The sequence below is a fragment of the Streptococcus parasanguinis genome, assembly GCF_015557775.1.
Classification (GTDB): Bacteria; Bacillota; Bacilli; order Lactobacillales; family Streptococcaceae; genus Streptococcus; species Streptococcus parasanguinis_AA.
This window is the reverse complement of sequence record NZ_JADNOY010000002.1, coordinates 43,970-60,742: the sequence shown is the minus strand read 5'-3', so window position 1 is coordinate 60,742 and position 16,773 is coordinate 43,970. Positions and strand designations below refer to the sequence as shown.

At 40.2% G+C, this 16,773-nt stretch carries 16 protein-coding genes and 1 riboswitch; of the genes, 3 read left to right on the top strand and 13 right to left on the bottom strand.

All coding sequences use genetic code 11. The features are described 5' to 3' along the window. Nucleotides 1-14: 14 nt before the first annotated feature. The 4 genes from I2F76_RS03465 to I2F76_RS03450 all read right to left on the bottom strand — a co-directional run bounded on the left by I2F76_RS03465 (nt 15) and on the right by I2F76_RS03450 (nt 3,122). A complete protein-coding gene (locus tag I2F76_RS03465; RefSeq protein WP_003002102.1) occupies nt 15-143 on the bottom strand; it encodes a teichoic acid D-Ala incorporation-associated protein DltX in 129 nt (42 codons plus the stop codon). A 171-nt stretch (nt 144-314) separates the two neighbouring features. Next, a complete protein-coding gene (locus tag I2F76_RS03460; protein WP_031574733.1) occupies nt 315-1,574 on the bottom strand; it encodes a S41 family peptidase in 1,260 nt (419 codons plus the stop codon). A gap of 92 nt (nt 1,575-1,666) precedes the next feature. Continuing rightward, a complete protein-coding gene (locus I2F76_RS03455) occupies nt 1,667-2,350 on the bottom strand; it encodes a DUF4956 domain-containing protein (protein ID WP_031574735.1) in 684 nt (227 codons plus the stop codon). Continuing rightward, a complete protein-coding gene (locus I2F76_RS03450) occupies nt 2,343-3,122 on the bottom strand; it encodes a polyphosphate polymerase domain-containing protein (RefSeq protein WP_024055450.1) in 780 nt (259 codons plus the stop codon). Before I2F76_RS03450 ends, I2F76_RS03455 begins: the two co-directional genes overlap by 8 nt. Before the next feature lie 214 nt (nt 3,123-3,336). Here I2F76_RS03450 and I2F76_RS03445 point away from each other — a divergent pair, with 214 nt between their 5' ends. Next, nucleotides 3,337-4,569, top strand: a complete 1,233-nt coding sequence (locus tag I2F76_RS03445; RefSeq protein ID WP_195327041.1) for a carbohydrate-binding domain-containing protein — start codon at nt 3,337-3,339, stop codon at nt 4,567-4,569. Between the two features lie 92 nt (nt 4,570-4,661). Then, on the top strand, nt 4,662-5,345 hold the full coding sequence (locus tag I2F76_RS03440; protein ID WP_051740885.1) for a DUF4947 domain-containing protein: 684 nt from the start codon (nt 4,662-4,664) through the stop codon (nt 5,343-5,345). An 86-nt stretch (nt 5,346-5,431) separates the two neighbouring features. Here I2F76_RS03440 and I2F76_RS03435 read toward each other — a convergent pair whose 3' ends face one another. After that, entirely contained in the window at nt 5,432-8,227 is a 2,796-nt protein-coding gene (locus tag I2F76_RS03435) for a YhgE/Pip domain-containing protein (RefSeq protein WP_195327042.1), read from the bottom strand. Nucleotides 8,228-8,360: 133 nt separating this feature from the next. On the opposite strand from I2F76_RS03435, the gene I2F76_RS03430 reads away from it, so the two are divergent. Then, nucleotides 8,361-8,894, top strand: a complete 534-nt coding sequence (locus I2F76_RS03430; protein WP_003001962.1) for a TetR/AcrR family transcriptional regulator — start codon at nt 8,361-8,363, stop codon at nt 8,892-8,894. 150 nt (nt 8,895-9,044) lie between these two features. On the opposite strand, the gene rpsD is transcribed toward I2F76_RS03430, so the two are convergent. The 8 genes from rpsD to I2F76_RS03390 all read right to left on the bottom strand — a co-directional run bounded on the left by rpsD (nt 9,045) and on the right by I2F76_RS03390 (nt 16,694). Then, complete coding sequence (gene rpsD, locus I2F76_RS03425) at nt 9,045-9,656, bottom strand: 30S ribosomal protein S4 (protein WP_003002210.1); 612 nt, start codon at nt 9,654-9,656, stop codon at nt 9,045-9,047. Between the two features lie 205 nt (nt 9,657-9,861). Then, entirely contained in the window at nt 9,862-10,593 is a 732-nt protein-coding gene (locus I2F76_RS03420; RefSeq protein WP_195487239.1) for an ABC transporter ATP-binding protein, read from the bottom strand. Continuing rightward, nucleotides 10,586-11,581 carry an ABC transporter substrate-binding protein gene (locus I2F76_RS03415; RefSeq protein WP_045760050.1) on the bottom strand — a complete coding sequence of 332 codons (996 nt, stop codon included), beginning with the start codon at nt 11,579-11,581 and terminating at the stop codon, nt 10,586-10,588. The genes I2F76_RS03420 and I2F76_RS03415 overlap by 8 nt, the downstream gene beginning before the upstream one ends. 57 nt (nt 11,582-11,638) lie before the next feature. Then, the gene (locus I2F76_RS03410) at nt 11,639-12,397 is read right to left on the bottom strand and encodes an ABC transporter permease (RefSeq protein ID WP_070675871.1); all 759 of its coding nucleotides are present in this window, start codon (nt 12,395-12,397) and stop codon (nt 11,639-11,641) included. 74 nt (nt 12,398-12,471) lie between these two features. Then, nucleotides 12,472-12,573, bottom strand: a riboswitch (TPP riboswitch). A 34-nt stretch (nt 12,574-12,607) separates the two neighbouring features. After that, a complete protein-coding gene (locus I2F76_RS03405; RefSeq protein ID WP_003009183.1) occupies nt 12,608-12,880 on the bottom strand; it encodes a Veg family protein in 273 nt (90 codons plus the stop codon). 1 nt (nt 12,881) lies between these two features. Further along, the gene (dnaB, locus tag I2F76_RS03400; RefSeq protein ID WP_014714093.1) at nt 12,882-14,240 is read right to left on the bottom strand and encodes a replicative DNA helicase; all 1,359 of its coding nucleotides are present in this window, start codon (nt 14,238-14,240) and stop codon (nt 12,882-12,884) included. A gap of 25 nt (nt 14,241-14,265) precedes the next feature. Then, nucleotides 14,266-14,718, bottom strand: a complete 453-nt coding sequence (rplI, locus tag I2F76_RS03395; protein ID WP_003002156.1) for a 50S ribosomal protein L9 — start codon at nt 14,716-14,718, stop codon at nt 14,266-14,268. Further along, a complete protein-coding gene (locus I2F76_RS03390; RefSeq protein WP_195487238.1) occupies nt 14,715-16,694 on the bottom strand; it encodes a DHH family phosphoesterase in 1,980 nt (659 codons plus the stop codon). The genes rplI and I2F76_RS03390 overlap by 4 nt, the downstream gene beginning before the upstream one ends. Between the last annotated feature and the right edge of the window lie 79 nt (nt 16,695-16,773).

Genomic DNA, 16,773 nt, shown 5'->3' with positions numbered 1-16,773 from the left:
AGGAGTCTCCTTTTCTAAAATTCGTTGTAGATAAAGCCACCCTGACCTTGACCAAGGTAACTAAAGAAATAAAGTAGGGCTAGGAAAATGGCGAAATACAAGACCGTCTGCCCGATAAATTTATAAAGTGTTTTATGTTTCATAAGTTTCACTCTTCATTTTGATTGTTACTCACTATTTTACCATTTTTTATACCAAGTAAGCAATTTTAAACATAGTGAGAATGTCGTAGAAAACGTTATCATTTCAGACATTTATCCCTTCTAACCAAAGGATTTTTTTCTTTAATCAGTTTTTCTGATTGAAATCCTGTTTTATTTAACATTCCCCTGACGAATCAACTCCAGACACTTGTCCAGATCCACATTTCTCTCGAAATGGCTAGGTGTCCAAGGAATCTCTATATCGGGTAGAACACCCTGATCCGTCATCCCTTTCCCTTTATCCACGCTTAAACAGCGAGAGGTGGGAAACATTAAACAAAAATTGCCATAATCAACTGTACAACAATTAGAGTAGTCTAGAATCCCAAGAGTTGGTCGACCCACCACCGTTACCTTCTTAAACTGCTTCATCATCTGAACAAAGTTATCCCCAGATGAAGCACAATAAATATCTGATAAGATAAAGATCTGTTCAGGATAGTGACTTCCTCTGACCTCTGGGAAAAATTCCTCGCCTTCTCCCTTATATGCTACATAACCTTTTCCCCGATGGCGAAGCAAGTCCTCTTTCATATCTTCAAGCAGTTTAGCTGTTTCAGGACTAATTTCTTCCTGTTGCATCCAGTCCTCAAAGTCTTTCAAGCGCAGATCAACATTACGCTCCGTGTAGAGAATTTCCATGCCATCATCATCCCAATCAATGCCCTCATAGCCCTGATCCTTCTCTAAACCTAGATGTAATAGAGGGAAATATAAAGAATCTGTCCCTCCGCCGTTCTGTCGGACATCAATGATAAGAAACTTGACTTCCGTCATCATAGGTAAACACTCTTGATATACCCGACTAATAGCTCTCTCATCCATAAAGTTATCCAGACGAAGATAAAGAATCTCATCGTCTAATCGTTTCCAAAAAATCTGATCTTGGATCGGTTCTCGACTGGGTACTACTTTAATGGTCTTTTCTATCCCTTCTCGAAGCAGGGTGACACTCGTTGACTGAGAGACCAAATCTGCCCATTCTCGGTAGTGTCTTTCAGGGGTCTTACTGATAAAATAGTCTTTATGAAGAGACGTTACTTGCTCCAAGTCACTTCCATCCAGAGCTAGGATCTGATCTCCTACTTGAAGACCCGTATCTTCATTAGCTTCCTCAACATACAGTTTCTGTCCATTTATTCTCAAAAGAAACCCTTTTTGACTGGCCTTTTTATCTCGAAAGGAAACATGCCCGATCACCCCAAAACTAGCTAGGTAAGTCTTGACCTGATAAAGAAAGGCATCATCTGTCATATCATCTGTAATGTTTTCTCGAAAAGGCTCTGGATCGCATCCTTTTCGATCCTTGATAGTAGATGAATCATGGGTCATAATAGAGACGACATCTTCAAAAATAGCAGTCTTTTTCATAAAGGATTCCTTCAATTTTTTAGAAACAGTATACCACTTTTTCTTAAAAAGTTCTTAAAACCCTAAAAAACTATCCTAAAGTAGGATAGCCGTTATAGATTCTTTCTTTTCTTCGCTTTCTTTGTCAAAGCGACATCACAATTTTCAATCTCGCTAATCAATAGATTGGCAAGGGCAAAATCATCTATGTTTGATTTCATATTTACCTCATAGTTCAAGGTCAGTTGTTCTCCAGCTTGGGCCGTTGTGACAGATATAAAGTCAATTTCTGAACAACTTTGGTCCAACAACTGGCTGATTTGTTCTGCAACAGAATCTTGTTTTGTGACGGTAATGGTCAAATGACGGCGCCGTTGATGGTCTGCCTTACTCTGTTTGTTCTCTAATACAAGCCACACTCCTAGTAAAGAAAGGGTTGTTAAAATGGCCAATAAAAGATAACCCGAACCTGCAGCCAATCCTATAATCATGGCTAAGAAAATGGCAATCAATTCTCTCGAACCACTCGTAGCCGAACGAAAACGGATCAAACTAAAGGTCCCTGCCACTGCAATCGAGGTTCCCAAACTTCCATTGACCAAAAAAATCACTAAGGTCATCATAGAAGGAAGCAAGGTCAAACTAATGACAAACTCTCGAGTGTAAAGTGTTCGGTATTTATAGGTCCAAGATAGAGCCATCCCTAGAAAGAGGCTGACCAAAAGGGCCAGTAGTAAGCGCAAGGGATCCACCGTTGCTGTGGCATTATTAAAAATAGAATCAAATAGATTAGACATAGGCAGCACCTACCGTTTCTTGAACTGGTCTTGGGGCATAATCCAAGCCTTGTGATTTATGATAAGCACAGCTATATTTTGAAAATTTCTGCTTCACCAAACCATACTTCTCTAAAATATCCCTTAGCCATTTAGGTTCTTGGCCAGGAGCCTTAATTTCCATGATCACGAAGTCATCCTCTAGTAGAGGTTCTCCTTTCTTCCCATCAAAAAGGCTAACAGCCTGGTCTCGAAAGACTAGGTTTTGATCAATTGTCACGCGAATCTTCTGATAAGGATAACCCTGAATGGATTTCTTTTCTTTGAGAGACAAGCGATCGTAGTAAATGAACATCCGTGGTTCCAATCGATGACCATAACGTTTTCGCAATCTCTGAATCTCTTGCACTAAGTCTGGATCTTGTATCTGATGATCTACTTTCCCATCTGTCATCAAGTTGATAATGGCTTGCGAAGTGGCGACTAGACGGAATTTATGGCCAATTCCTTCTTCATCTTTTGACTTCACCTCTAGAAATACTGGACTGTCTGCTTGAGGTTTTTCTATATAAGTCCGCATCCGAATTTTTTCACGGCGGTGTTGTTTGGCAAGAGCATCTTGAATGACATCAAAATTTTCCGTATCAAAATAAATGTTTGAAATGGTTGAGGTTGGGTAATTATCTTCTACGACGTATTCTTTTAAGTCTTTGATCAAGTCCTTCACGTCATCTTTTGCGACGATATATTTTGTTTCGATTCGTTTGAAACTTGTCTCAATTGTTTTTTTCATGTTTCTTCTCCTTTAAGGGGGATCTATTGTTTCTAACCTTCGGTAAGTATGAATACGACTTACGTGCTTTCTAGTTTAATGGGACTTTCTTAACTGGTCATTAAGCCAAACTTAAAGAAAACTAAAGTTAAGGTTCCTTTCAGAAAAACTTTAGGAAACTTTCAGCTAGCAACTTTAGACTAGGAGCATATCAATTGAACGAGAGGAAAAGCTCATGAAATCAAACAAATGGAAATTTTTATTAACGGGGGCCGCAACCCTCACCTTACTGACAGCTTGTACCCAGGCGTCATCACAATCAGCTACAAAAAGCAATACTGCACAAACAACCACTACCTCTACTTCAAAAAATAAAACAAACAATTCCAACTATTTTACAGATAAGGACAAGGACAGCTCTTATGATGAAAGCAAAGCCTCTACTGTAAAACTGTCTGGTTCGTCTGCAAATGTATCAGGTGACGGCGTAGCTGTATCTGGATCAACTGTGACCATCTCAAAGGCTGGAACCTATGTCATCTCTGGTGAATCCGATGGGGTTCAAATCAAGGTCGAAGCGGGTGACTCAGATGATGTTCACATCGTCCTGAAAGGCGTTACCATGACCAACACCAACGCGCCAATTTCTGCTACGAAAGCAGGTCATGTCTACCTCACTCTAGCAGACGGCACGACCAATACCTTGTCTGATTCAAGTTCAAACAATGATGAAGACGCCGATGCAGTGATCTTCTCTAAAGGCGACCTCACCATCAATGGTTCAGGTACGCTCAACATTGACGCTAAGAAGAATAACGGGATCAAGGCCAATGACACTCTCCATATCACAGGTGGAACCTATAAGATCACGGCTGTAGGAGATGCCTTCAACGTCAATGATGAACTCAATATCACTGGCACGACCATGACCATCGATGCAGATGAAGATGCAGTCAAGGTGGATAATGATGAAGATACTTCGGTCGGAACCATGTATCTTTCAGATAACAAAATGACCATCACCGCAGGAGACGACGGAATCCATGCTTCTGGTGATCTGATCATCGATAGCGGAACCTATGAGGTAACAGAGTCTGTCGAAGGTCTCGAAGGAAAATCGATCACCATCAACGGTGGAGATATCACCATCTATGCAACCGATGACGGTGTCAATGCAGCCAATGCTAATGCTAACCAAGATGAAATTTTCTTCACTATGAATGGTGGAACCCTCAACGTTGAAGTTGGCCAAGGCGATACTGATCCAATTGATTCGAATGGAAATATCACTGTTACCGGAGGAACCATTAAATTAACGGGACAATCTGGATTCGACTTTGATGGTACTGCTACCTACACTGGCGGAGACATCTATATCAACGGTGAAAAACAAACGGAAATTGTCAACTCCATGCCTGGAGACGGTGGGGCTCCAGGCGGTAGCGGACCTCAAGGCGGCGGTCATTAATAATAACAAATAAAGGCAGGATTTCTTCCTGACCTTTTTTTGTTGCCTTTTTTATGATAGAATAGAAAATCAATTAGCTTATCGAAAGGAACATGATGAAAAAACAGACACTCCCTCTTTTCTTCACACTCTTGCTGTCTCTTCTTTTTCTATCAGCCTGTGTGCCGGACCTTAAGATCAACTTTAAAAAAGTACCCACTGCTACCAGCTCAAAAAAGAAAACCTTTAAAAAAAGTAGCTCGAGTCGTTCTAGCCTCCCGAGTCGCTCAACCAGTTCAAATAGCTCAAGCAACTCCTCTAGCTCTCCCTCAACTACTACGGAAACCACTTCTGACATCGTCACAACCGAAGGACTCCCTAGAAATGCTCAAGAAGCACCCAAAGATAAAATTTATGCAACAGGGAACTTAAAAGTAGCCTACTCTAGAAATGACGATAAAATTTTTGCACAGACGCCGGATTATGAAGGATATACCACTGCCCTTGTCCAAAAGATCCTTGGGAATCCAGAGAAACAAATAACAGACCCTGCTTATATTGCTGAATCTTTTGAAAATACCGAATTAGAAAATATTAAAGGGCTCTACCACGAGGGGAAAATCACAGGGGAACAAGCTCACGCCTTTTTGATGGGAGCTGTTGATCTCAAACAAGCTTCTAAATCCGGAGTAGACTATACCATTTACACCTATAAAAACAACACCATCCAACTGGTCTTTGAAAACGACCAACTTCTCTATATTACTCCAAATCCTGATGTCGTCTTCTTTAAATAATAAACATTCTCGCTTAAACAAGCGAGAATTTTTGTTTCACATGAAACAAAAAACTCCCAACACATTCTGTTGGGAGTTCCTGAAGATTAGTCCTCTTCATATTTTTTTGGATTATAGAACCACATTCCGAGTCCTGCAAAAAGGACAATAGTCATCAGAAGGAAGGCCACTTGATTTCCAATTTCTCCTGTCATCGAAATCGTTTGACGAAGACCAGAAACGGTATAACTCATTGGCAAGAATGGATGAATGGCTTGGAAAAAGCCATTTGTCAAAGCAAGAGGATAGGTTCCTGCACTAGAAGCCAATTGCAAGAGCAAGAGGATCAAGGAAAGGAAAGCACCGATCTTTCTTTGCCATGTTGTCAAAGCAGTCACGATAGACATGAAGGCCACACTACCAATCACACAAAGGAAGAGAGTAGCCATCTCATGATTAGCTGATAAACCAATCAAGTGAACGGCACCATAGACCAAGACTCCTGCAATCACCGCAATCGTTCCGTTGACCTCAAAGCGAGATTTAAACCATGCCCAGCGACTTTCAGGATGACTGCCGGATGGTAGTTTTGCAAAGATCATGTTGGTTGACAAGGCACAAACAAAGAGAGCTACCGAGATCATATAAGGAGCCATTCCGACACCATTCACAGGGGTATTGTCATGGTCTGTTTTAGACAAAGTGACAGGATCTGCTAAGGTTTTAGCGTTTTCTTTTTCAGTTGTAGCCACATTCAATTGTCCCTTAGCATCGTTTAATCCTTGACTCAAGGTTTGGCTTCCTGTTGCTAATTCACCTAAACCATTTGTCAATGTTTGGCCACCTGCTGCTAATTTGCTGGACCCATCTGAGATTTGATTTGCACCGTCGGCTAGTTTATCAGCACCAGTCACCAATTGACCTGATTTTTCTGTCAACTGATTGACACCAGTGACAAGTTTGTTGACACCACCTGCCAACTCTGGAGTCTTGCTGTTCAATTGTCCTACACCGTCAGCTAATTTTCCAGCACCAGCAACCAATTCACCCGACTTACCTGTTAATTGGGTCGCTCCTGAAGCCAGTTGATTCATGCCTGATGTCAAGGCAGGCATCTTCCCATTTAACTCACCTAGACCAGAAGCCAATTGATTGCTTCCTGCAAGTAATTCTGATGATTTACTATCTAGTTGACCAACACCTGCTGCTAACTGACTAGCCCCATTTGTTAAAGTACTGCTATTCGTCTGAAGTTGGGTTGCTCCATTAGCGATTTTATCGACACCAGCTGTATAAGCGCTGATCCCTTGACTGATGGTTTGACTAGCTGGCAACAATTGTCCACTAACTGCGGATTGGATCTTAGACAAGCCACTTGACAAGTCTGTCAAGGTAGAAGAAGCTGTCGGTAAAACTTGATTGGCTGCCGTTTGCAGTTGTGTCAAGCTATTTCCTGTATTCAAACTACCTTGGATCGTTTGAATCGTAGTCAAGATTCCTTGAGCCGCCGTTTCACTCGAGCTTGGGCTCGATGAGATTGCCGCATTGATTTCCGCTTGTTGGTCAGCTGTCATTGCTTGATAGGCTGCTGTTCCTTGCACACTTGCAAGGGCATTTGCACGATCCGCTTGGGCTGAAGCAAGGATTGATTGAGCTGAATTCGCAATACTCGTCAATCCAGACGAAAGTTGACTGGTATCTACTGTAGCATTTTGAATCGCTGCATTTAATTGGTTTAAACCAGCTGCCAATTGATCAATCTGAGCAGATTGACTTGTAGAAGCTTGTAGCTGGCTTGATAATGTTTGAATACCTGATTCTAATTGAGAAACCCCATTTCGAAGGGTAGCAGATTGACTACTTAATTGACCCGCTCCTTCTGATAAAGTAGCGACTCCATTTGTATAGGTTGCTAAACCATTTGAAAAGTTAGATAGGCCCGAATTCAATTGACGCACGCCATTGGTATAATTCCCAAGACCATCATTGAGGGTCCCCATACCGCTGGTTAATTGACCAACTCCTGAGGCCAACTGAGGGGTTTGACTCGCCATTTGATTGAGACCATTTCCTAATTGATCCACTCCGGTAGCGTAAGCCATCAAGCCTGTATTAAAAGTACCAAACCCATTATTTAATTGATTGACACCAGATACCAAGTTTGGAAGTTGACCAGCCATTTGATTGAGACCATTTCCTAATTGACCAACACCATCTGTATAGGCTGCTAGACCTGTACGAAGAGTGGTTGCACCATCTGAAAATGCTAAGCTTGAACGAGCCAATGTATTCAAATTAGTAGACAGTGTTTGACCACCATCTTCCAATTTACTTGCACCATCTGCTAATTTAGCACTTCCATCTGCCGCTGTCCCCATACCAGTTTTAAGCGATCCCATTTTAGAAAATAAAGCTGTTGTATAAGTATTGGTCACTTTTTCAGCCACTGACTGCTTCATTTTTGTCATCGCAGTGTCACTCATTTTTCCTGCGATAAAACTATGACCACTGGACGTTTGGTAATCAATGGTCATCTGTTCCGGATGATTGGTTAAGATGGAGCTAGCTTTTTTTGAAAGATCCTCAGGCAGGGTTACAATCATATAATAATCGCCATTTTTGAGACCATCTTTCGCAGCTTTCTCATCTACAAAATGAAAATCAAGTGAGTCATTGTCCTTCAAATTGGACACCATGTCTTTTCCAATTTCCATCTTTTGTCCATTATATGTAGCAGATTGATCCTTATTGACAACCGCTACAGGAAGATCCGAAACCTTTCCATATGGATCCCACATGGAAGATAGAAAAATAATATTATAAAGAGCTGGAATCAACGCAACTCCAATCATGACAATGATAAATGTTGGCTTTTTAAGAACAGCCTTCCATTCTTTCATCATATTTTTTGTCTCCTTTTTATACACAATGTCTAAATTTCTGATATAATAGATTATACAGTTTTTAGAAATTTTCACAAGTAGAAAATCTTATTTTTAGACACTGTGTACAATTTTGTGCAAAAAGGATTAACAGATGACTGAGAGCAATAAACGATTAAAAACAAAACGAAATATCGAGGAGGCGATGGTTCGACTACTCGAAAAGGAATCATTCGACCAAATCACGACGGTTGAGTTAGCACAAGAATCCGGCATTAGTCGCTCTAGCTTTTATACCCACTATCGAGACAAGTATGACATGATCGAGCGCTACCAACAAGCACTCTTTCACAAGCTTGAATATATCTTTGATAAACACCAAGACGACAAGCGCCAAGCGATTACAGAAGTGTTCGAATTTCTAACCAAGGAGCCACTCTTCGCGGTTCTTCTGACAGAGAATGGAACCAAGGAGATCCAAACCTTCTTACGACATAAATTACAGATTCTTCTGGTTGATAGTTTGCAAGAGCGCTATAGTCATAAATCATTAACAGATATTGAAAGAGTCTACAGTTCTGTCTATCTGACCAATGCCTTCTTCGGAGTCTGTCAAATGTGGGTTTCTCGCGGAAAAAAAGAAAGCCCTCAACAAATGGCTGAATTTTTAATGAAAATGTTACGGTAACAGTGCCTCCTGATCTAGATAGATCAGGATTTTTTTATTAGCAGTTTTAGGTTTTAAGAAAACAAAAAGGGTAGCTAACCCAGAAATCAACGGTTTAAGACAAAACAAAAAGCCCACAACCATGGGCTTTTCGTAAGATATATCTTAAAATTAAAGCATTTTGTTGTAGAATTCAACGACAAGTGCTTCGTTGATTTCTGGGTTGATTTCATCGCGTTCTGGAAGGCGAGTCAATGAACCTTCAAGTTTGTCAGCATCGAATGATACGAATGCTGGGCGTCCAACTGTAGCTTCAACAGCTTCAAGGATAGCTGGAACTTTAGCTGATTTTTCGCGAACTGAGATCACTTGACCTGGAGTTACACGGTATGAAGGAATATCAACGCGTTTTCCATCAACAAGGATGTGACCGTGGTTAACGAATTGACGAGCTTGACGACGAGTAGTCGCAAGTCCAAGACGGTAAACAACGTTATCCAAACGACGTTCCAAAAGAAGCATGAAGTTGAAACCGACAGTTCCTTCTTTAACTTTAGTAGCTTGTACGAACAAGTTACGGAATTGTTTTTCACCAAGTCCGTAAGAGAAACGAAGTTTTTGTTTTTCAGCTAATTGCAAACCGTATTCTGACAATTTTGAACGGTTGTTTGGTCCGTGTTGACCTGGTACGTAGTTACGACGTGCCAATTCTTTACCTGTACCTGTAAGTGACAAGCCAAGACGGCGAGATTGTTTCCAAGATGGTCCTGTATAACGTGACATTTGAAATGTCCTCCTATAAAAATAATTTTTGTAGGAAATAACGTTTTAGACAAACCTGATTCGTTCAGAAAGCCTTCGCCCAAACAGCAAAGGTTACTTTTCTAGCTGACTTCCTGTTGACGAGCTTCATTTTGTCCTGCTGTCATTTCGCACAAACTCTATTCTATCACGGAATAGAAACTTTGTAAAGTCCTTCAAAACAATTTCAATGAAATTCAGACAATAATTCTATGATTCGTTTTTTATATTGCAATTGTTGCCAGTCCCTATCCGTTGTTGGATCCCATTTTAAAGGAAGATCTGCAATAATTTCACCGGGATTATGATTCAAAATATAGACCCGGTCACTCAATGTCAAAGCTTCTTCGATACTATGAGTGATCACTAGAGTGGTGAGACCAAGACGTTCCTTACTGTCTAGATACCAGTGATAAAGATCCTGCCTTGTCAATTCATCTAAGGCACTAAAAGCTTCATCTAATAGGAAGACAGAATGACCCAGAAGATAGGTTCTCAATAGCGCCACCCGTTGCCGCATTCCCCCACTCAGCGCATTGGGATAAAGGTTGGCGATACTTCCCAATTTAAATTCATCTAACAATTTTAGAGCTGTAGATGCCGCCTCTTCCTTAGGAATCTTTTTTAATTGAAGGGGAAGAATAATATTTCCCAATACTGTCTTATGTTCCAACAAAAGATCCTTTTGTAGCATATAGCTGACTTTCCCAAAGGAGATCGGGGCGTTATCTACTTCTATAGCCCCCTTTTGTAAGGGAAGGATCCCAGCAATTAAATTAAACAAGGTTGATTTCCCTACCCCACTCGGACCTAGAATAGAGACAATTTCTCCTTTTTGCACTTCTAGTGATACATTGTTTAAAACTGCTTTATCTCCAAAAGAGAAACTTACATCTTTTACGGTTAAAATATCAGTCACCTACCAATTCGTTTGTGAAACCTTTGTCTTCTAAGTCATTTGAAACCAATCCTTGCTCTTTTGCCCAAGCATAAAAAGCATTCCAACGCTTGGGGTCAAACTGCCCCCATTTGTCCTTATCTGAAGCATACTGACTGGAAAGATATTTTTGAGAAGCCAGGACAAAATCACGCTGGTTAGCCAAAGCAGGGGCCTGTTTAATCAAGATATCTGCTGCTTCTTCTGGATGCTCTATAGCATATTGGTAGCCTTTTTTCACCGCTTGAATGAATTTCTTTGCTTCCTCTTTATGAGACTTCAAATAGTCATTGTTAGCAATAATAACAGGCGAATAGTAGTCAAATGCAGGAACAAAATCTTTCATATAGAAGAAATTGGTCTTCATTCCCTTTTGCTCAGCCAAAATTCCATCCCAACCGTGATAAATCCAAGCAGCATCAAAGACCTTATTTTCAATCGGAGTAATGGAATTTGAATCACTATTTGGAACCAATTTTACTTGATTAAAATCAGCCCCCTCTTTTTTCATCATCGATTTGATCATTTCCAACTCAATCGGATCATTCCAGGTACCATACTTCTTACCAACCAAATCTTTTGGACTTGTGATCGCTGCATCTTTTCTTGAAATAATCCCTGACGTATTGTGTTCGACGATAGCTGCAACAGCGGTAATCCCCGCACCTTTATCCAATTTCTTGGCCATAGAATCTTGGAAATAAATACCAAATGGAGCTTTCCCATTAATAATCAAATCAGAACTACTGTCTTCCGGCGGAAGTTTTATATCTACATCCAGTCCTGCATCTTTAAAATACCCTTTTTCCTTTGCTACATAGAGACCCGTATGATTGGTATTCGGGGTCCAATCTAGAATAAAATCAATCTTTTTCAAACCACTTGACGATTGCTTGACAGAATTTTGACAAGCACTTAAAAAAACAAATCCCAATATTATTGAGAAAAATAAACCTATTGACTTTTTCATTAGCTATACCTCTTTTACATTTTTGTCAATTTAATTTTTACACCATTTACAAGTTTGTCAATCCTTTTTCCATTTTAGAATGGTTCGTTCTAATTGGTCAACGAGAAACATACCGAGTAAACTAATAGCAGAAATCAATACAATGATCGCAAACATCGTATCATACTGAAATAACTTCTTCGATTGGATCATATAGACCCCCAATCCATCAAAACCTCCTAACCATTCTGAAACGACCGTACTGATAAAGGCATAGGAAACGCTCACACGTAAACCTGCAAAAAAATAAGGAAGCGCTGCAGGAATTTTATAATGGACTAAAGTCTGAAAGCGATTGGCTTTCATAATCTGAAACAATCTCAGAATATCTTGATCGCAATGCCGAAAACCATCTAACAGACTGACTACGATGGGAAATACCACCGTAATAATGATCAAAACCAGTTTTGGAAGCATACCATAACCAAACCAAAGAACCAGGATAGGGGCCAAGGCAATCGTCGGAATGGTTTGAATAACAACCATAAAAGGATAGACCAGATCATTCACCCATTGAAAACTATCCATGAGAATCGCAAAGCCAGCAGCAAGAAGAACCCCTATAACCAGTCCGATCAAGGCCACTTGAAGGGTAGACAAACTGTGATGAATCAGGAGAGCTCGATCTCGTACAAAGGCATTCCCAATTTCAAGTGGCGTTGGTAATACAAATTTGGGGAGGATATTTAAAAATCCTGCTAACTGCCATAAGACAAGAAGGCTGCTAAAACCTGCAAATCCTATCAACTGTTTTGAATATCTTTTTACAAGAGACATCGTAACCTCCTTTCTCACAAATAAAAAACGCCTCCAAAATAGGAGACGGATTGCACAAGGTCACTCATAACGAAAAATACATTTCATTTGTTTCCTACGCTGGCATTACCCAGATCAGGTGCGGTCGAAGCTTACACTTCCTCTCAGACTGTACACAGACTCCCATATGTATTTATTATAATAACTGATTTTGACGATAAAAGCAAGAAATTAATCCAAATAACGAATTAAATTCTTCTCTGTTAAAATATCTGAATAGGTGTAAGACTCCACGTATGTATTGGCCGGTTCACCTGGTAAGCTATTGTCGTTCGTATACTCGATAATAAATAAAGAAGGATAGACCTCAATTAAGCGTCCAAATTTATTTTTTTGACGTTTCCGTCCATTTTCAAGTGTCATTTCAACCACTTGTCCTTCATGGGCCTTGATTTCTTCCTTAATTTTTTTCATTTTTGCAACATCTGTAAATGCATCACTCATCTTATTGATCCTCTCTCTTTGAAATACTTGAGAATTTATTGTATTCCTTTTGGAATATTAATTCGACTGTCCCACGCGCACCTGAACGGTTTTTCTCGATAATCACTTCAACCGTATTATTAGGCATTCCATCTTCTTCCTCTTCACCAGCTCGATCATAATAATCATCACGGTACAAGAAAGCAACAATATCCGCATCCTGCTCAATCGATCCAGATTCACGAATATCAGAAAGAACCGGACGTTTATCTTGGCGCTGTTCCACGCCACGTGACAGCTGACTCAAAGCAATGACGGGAACTTTTAGTTCCTTAGCCAAAATTTTTAACTGACGAGAAATTTCTGAAACTTCCTGTTGACGGTTTTCTCTTCCAGTCCCTGTAATCAGCTGCAGGTAGTCAATCAGAATAAGACCGAGATTCCCTGTTTCCTGCGCTAATTTTCTTGCTCTCGAACGAATCTCAGTGATCCGAATTCCCGGGGTATCATCGATGTAAATACTCGCATTGGCCAAATTTCCTTGAGCAATGGCATATTTTCGCCACTCTTCATCCGTCAATTGACCTGTACGAATCGAATGGGATTCAATCAAGCCTTCAGCAGCTAGCATCCGGTCTACCAAACTTTCAGCACCCATTTCTAATGAGAAAATAGCCACTGTCTTATCCAACTTTGTCCCGATATTTTGAGCAATATTGAGAGCAAAGGCTGTTTTCCCTACTGCAGGACGAGCCGCTAAAATAATCAACTCTTCCTCATGTAGCCCCGTCGTCATATGGTCCAAATCGCGATAGCCTGTCGCAATACCCGTAATATCAGAGGTTTGAAGCGAACGAGCTTCTAAGCTACCAAAATTTATATTCAAGATGTCTCGAATATTTTTAAATCCACTACGATTTGCGTTTTCACTAACATCAATCAGAGCTTTTTCAGCACCCGCAATGATTTCATCTGAAGGACTTGCGCCATCATAAGCTTGATTAATACTTTCCGTTAATCGAGAGATCAATCGACGTAAGACAGCTTTTTCGGCAACAATCTTCGCGTAATACTCCGCGTTAGCTGAAGTTGGTACCGAATTAATGACTTCTACCAAATAGGAGAGACCGCCAATATTTTGGAGATCCCCCTGACTATCTAAAATATTTCGAACAGTCGTCGCATCAATCGCATCCCCGCGGTCAGCTAGATCGATCATGGCTTTAAAAATCAAACGGTGCGAGTACTTAAAGAAATCGCCAGGCTCGATATATTCACGAACAAAGACCAATTTCCCCTCATCAATAAAAATGGCTCCCAACACTGATTGTTCAGCTTGGATATCTTGAGGTTGTGTTCGTAATTCCTCTATCTCAGCCATAAAAAAACCTTTCTATCGATCGTGCTTACCCTTCGTTTACACGAATATTAATCACACCTGTAACATCTTGATAAATTTTTACAGGGACGTCAATCAAACCTGTTGAACGAATTGGAGAGGAAACTTGGATATGACGTTTATCAATCTTAATGCCAAATTGTTTCTCAAGTTCTTCTGCAATCTTTTTATTGGTAATAGAGCCGAAAGTTCGGCCATCTGGCCCAATTTTTTCAGTGAATTGAACAACAGTTGCTTCTTCTTCTAATTTCGCTTTAATCTTTTGCGCTTCTGCTAACAATTCAGCATGCGCTTTTTCTTCTGACTTTTGCTTTCCACGAAGTTCACCGATTGCTTGGGCATTGGCTTCTTTCGCAAGATTTTTCTTGATCAAAAAGTTTTGTGCATAACCAGTAGGCACTTCTTTAATTTCGCCTTTTTTACCTTTACCTTTTACATCCGCTAAGAAAATAACTTTCATTCTACATTCTCCTTTTCAATAGTTACTTCGTTTTCAATAGTCTCAATCAATTGTTGACGAATACTCAGCAAATCTTGACCCTCAATTTGAGAGGCTGCCGAGTTGAAATGACCTCCTCCGCCAAGCTGTTCCATGATACGCTGTACATTGACTTTGCTTCGACTTCGTGCAGAAATCGAGACAGTCCCACTTTGATTACAAGCAATGACAAAGGTTGCTTCCACCTCAGACATGGCCAGCATACTATCAGCTGCTTTACTAATAGTTACTGAATCATAGGCTTTAGTCGTATTGGCACAAGCTACGATGATATGCGGCAAAATCTTTTCACCAGTCAAGATCAGTTCGTTCACTTCGCGGTACTCATCAAACTGAATCGCAGAGATCTCCTGGATGGTTACACTATCACTACCTCTTGAACGAAGGTAACTCGCCACATCAAAGGTCCGACTCGTAACACGTGCGGAGAAGTTCTTAGTATCCAGCATAATCCCAGCCATCAAGACACTAGCTTGAATCTTCGTTAACCGATTTTTCTTCGACTTCTGGAACTGAATAAGTTCACTAACCAATTCGCTCGCACTACTTGCTCCACTTTCAATATAGGTGATCAGAACATTTTCAGGGAAATCATCATCCCGACGGTGATGGTCAATGACAATAATCTGTTGAAATTCCTGATAAAACTCTTTTGAAAGAGTCAAGGCTGTCTTAGAATGGTCAACCATAATTAACAAAGAGCGATCCGTCACCATTTGCATGGCTTCCTCTAGGGGAAGGATTTTCGTCACCTGCTCTTCTTCTAGTTTCGCAATTGCTCTTGAAATATCACTAGCCATTGCATGCGGGTCATAGACCACATAAGAGGAGGCCAAAATATTGCTAGAGAAAAACTGCATTCCCACAGACGCTCCTAAAGCGTCCATATCCAAGTTTCTATGTCCAACAATGAAGACTTGATCAACGGATTTAATCTTATCCGAAATAGCTGTCATCATAGCGCGTGTGCGAGTCCGAGTCCGCTTCACAGCCGAAGCTGTTCCACCACCAAAGAAAATAGGGTTTTTCTGTTCATCATTTTCCTTGACAACCGCTTGATCCCCACCACGAACTTCCGCAAGGTTTAGGTTCAAGAGAGCCACTTTACCAATCTCATCATGCTCCCCGTCACCATACGAGAATCCCATACTTAAGGTAATAGGTAGCTCACGATTTTTAGCTTCTTCACGGAATTGATCGATGACAGAAAATTTTGATTCCATCAACTGTTCTAAGACCGTGTAGTCTGTAAACAAATAGAAACGATCCATCCCCACACGTCTGTAAAACATATGGTAATGAGCTGTAAACTCTTCTACAAAGTTGGCAATAAAACTATTGATATTGCTAATATCAGAGTCTGAAATGACATCTTCTAGATCATCATAGTTATCAACAGAAATAATACCGATAACAGGACGAGTTGTCACCAATCCCACAGTTGCTTCATATTCACTTGAAACATCAAAAAAGTAAACAACACTAGACGTCTGATCAAAGTAAACAGAATATTTCTTATCGGCTACAGTGACATAATGACCTTTATCCTCAAACAGAGTATTGAGTAACTTTTTCAAGGATTCAACATCAAAGTCCCCATCATCTGTTGAAAAAATCAATTCAGCATAAGGGTTGAACCACTCTACTTCATTTGTCTCTTCATTAATTTTGATAACTCCAACAGGCATTTTATCAAGGAGGGATGCTAATCCGCTTTCTGCCTGATGGTTAACGTATTGTATTTGTTCTAATTCATCTAACTCTGAAATTTGTAACTGGTATTCAAATAAAGCAATCAATCCAGCTAAGACTAAAAAAATTGCAATAAGAGTTACATAGCCTTTGCCAAAGATTCTTAAAAAAATTGCTAAAATTGCAAATGAAATAAAACCAATTAACACATAATGGATGAACGATAAACGAAATTTTTTCATCATAAACCTCTTCTCGGAATTATACCATAAATAGAGGTAAAAAGCGAGGTTTCTCTCTATATTACAGAGAAGATTGACCCGT